The 2,095-nt window shown below is 40.8% G+C and carries 3 protein-coding genes and 1 pseudogene; all 4 read left to right on the top strand.

Annotation, left to right across the window (positions count from 1 at the left end; translation table 11 throughout):
* A pseudogene (locus ABD005_RS18010) lies at positions 1–413 on the top strand (ankyrin repeat domain-containing protein); the annotation flags it as partial.
* A gap of 173 nt (positions 414–586) precedes the next feature.
* Positions 587–733 (top strand): hypothetical protein, encoded by a 147-nt coding sequence (locus tag ABD005_RS18005; RefSeq protein WP_343819140.1) that lies wholly within the window; start codon positions 587–589, stop codon positions 731–733.
* Positions 734–891: 158 nt separating this feature from the next.
* Positions 892–1,674, top strand: a complete 783-nt coding sequence (locus ABD005_RS18000; protein WP_343819138.1) for a hypothetical protein — start codon at positions 892–894, stop codon at positions 1,672–1,674.
* Between the two features lie 12 nt (positions 1,675–1,686).
* On the top strand, positions 1,687–2,095 hold a 409-nt coding region (locus ABD005_RS17995; protein ID WP_343819136.1), incomplete at its 3' end, for a PoNe immunity protein domain-containing protein.

Genomic DNA, 2,095 nt, shown 5'->3' with positions numbered 1-2,095 from the left:
ATGGCGGCGATGCCAATGCGGTTGATAGAGATGGTCAGCCCGCTATTTTTGGCGCCATTGGTATGGGTGATTGGGATGAAATAGAGTTATTAATCAAGCACGGTGTTGATTTAAACAAAACCAATCGCGCTAATAAAAATAGTGCTTTAGATGCTTCCTACTTAGGTAAATTTGAACTAGTATACAAATTCATAAAACTCGGTACTGAGTATCACTCCCCAGCCCAAACTGGAGCAACAATCGCATGGAGAATACACGATGGCTTGAATTCTAATCTGATTCCCCCATCTTCTGATTCTTACAAATGGGCACTAAAAGTCAAAGAGCTGCTCATAGAAAAAGGCATCAACTTCCCGCCTCTTTCACCTGCCGAAGTAAGAGAGCGTGTTGCTAAAGGTCAACCTATTAATTAAAACGTGCTTGAGTAAAGTTTCATCGGGGGGGAGTCAAACTGTCTTTATTATTACAGTCAATAGGTGCACAGCGCCTTGTAACACGATTTCAATAAAAATCCGTCTACTTCAAAGATTTGTAGGCGGTATCGTTATTTCGATGATACCGCTTATACCCCAGCGTAGCTGACCAAGTGATGGACGTGCGCGATGTCTGTGCCAACACTATGTTACTCACTGATGATGATAAAGCAAACGACAGCATGGGGTGGATTGCCTTAGCCTTAACGGGTATTAGTTTTGTTCCCCTAACTTCCAAAGTCGAGCGGCTCAGCCATTAAAGGCGTCGGCAAAGTTATTATTGAAAATGCAGGGGAAGTACTTACTCCCGCCCTTGCGCTTTCAATTGAAATAAGCACGTGAACTAGGCAAAGGCGACCCGGTTAAATTCTTACGCGACATTGACTGGGCTGGTTTAACCAAACAAGCTATCGATTTAGTGAAAGAAAAAATAGTCAGTATCCGTGGTGCCTTTGATGATATTGTCGATAGCTGGTATTTAAAAAGAATTATTCCCGATGAAGCCCTTGATAGCTTAAAAAATGCCAGTAAAAAACTCGGCGAAATACTCCCAAAAGTAGAGCAAGGCATTACTCAAGGCATGCAAGACCTTGAGAAAAAATTTAGCAAAGCCCTTGATGAATACACGGGTGGAGTACCTGCTTTAGGCATAACTAACGTACCTAATAAAGTAAAAACGATTGAACTCAAAGCCCCAAGTGGCAATAATTTACCCGGTGGTCAAGCAGCTAAAGCTTTAACCAAGTCACGAAAAACACCTGATGATTTTACTGAATTTAAATCAATGAACCATAAAAAGGCTGCTGCAGGAGAGTATAATAGCCACCAACTCATGACTGAAAAAGGCTATACACCACTCGGAAAAACTGACGGTAATTACAAAGCAGGTGAAACAGGTATAGACGGAATTTATCTCCATCCAAACCCGCCGCCTTATTTTGCCATCACTGAAGCCAAGTACAATAAAGCACGTTTGGGGAATACCAAAGACGGCAAGCAAATGAGCAATGACTGGATTGACGAAAAACGATTAAGAAAAGCAGGGGTAAGTGAGGAGCACATTGAAGAGATACTAGACTCACTAGCTGACAACGATGGTATGGTGCAAAAACTACTAATACGCAACAAACTAGACAACAGCTTAGTCGTAAAAGAACTGGACAAAAATGCCAAGATCATTGGTAAAGCGTTAGACTTATAAAACGAGAACACTATGTTAAGAGATACACTAAGAAATAAAGCTTATTATGACGACAGAGTTAATTTTAGAATAAAAGTCATTACTAAAAAAATTAAAAAATTAGAGACCACAGGCAAGTTCACTGATGAAGTAAAAATGAACAATGCCTTTAGGTTAGTTAATGATGTAACAGAATTACTCCACCAAAAATACTCGCGAGGTGACGACTTAAGCGAGTTAAAACCTCATTTACTTGAAGCGCTGCAATACCGACAGTGGCAAAAAGACTATGCTGATGCCTTGCCTGAACACGAGCAAGTGGCACGCATTGGTAAAGAAGAGCTAGGAGAACACAAACTAGAGAAATTGCTACAATGGCTAGCCTTTGCCTATTGTTTAGATATGGGACAAGACTACTACCAACAAGTACTCGAGTTAATCG

It is taken from the genome of Colwellia asteriadis (assembly GCF_039523295.1).
Lineage (GTDB): Bacteria > Pseudomonadota > Gammaproteobacteria > Enterobacterales > Alteromonadaceae > Colwellia > Colwellia asteriadis.
This window is presented reverse-complemented; position numbering and strand designations above follow the sequence as displayed.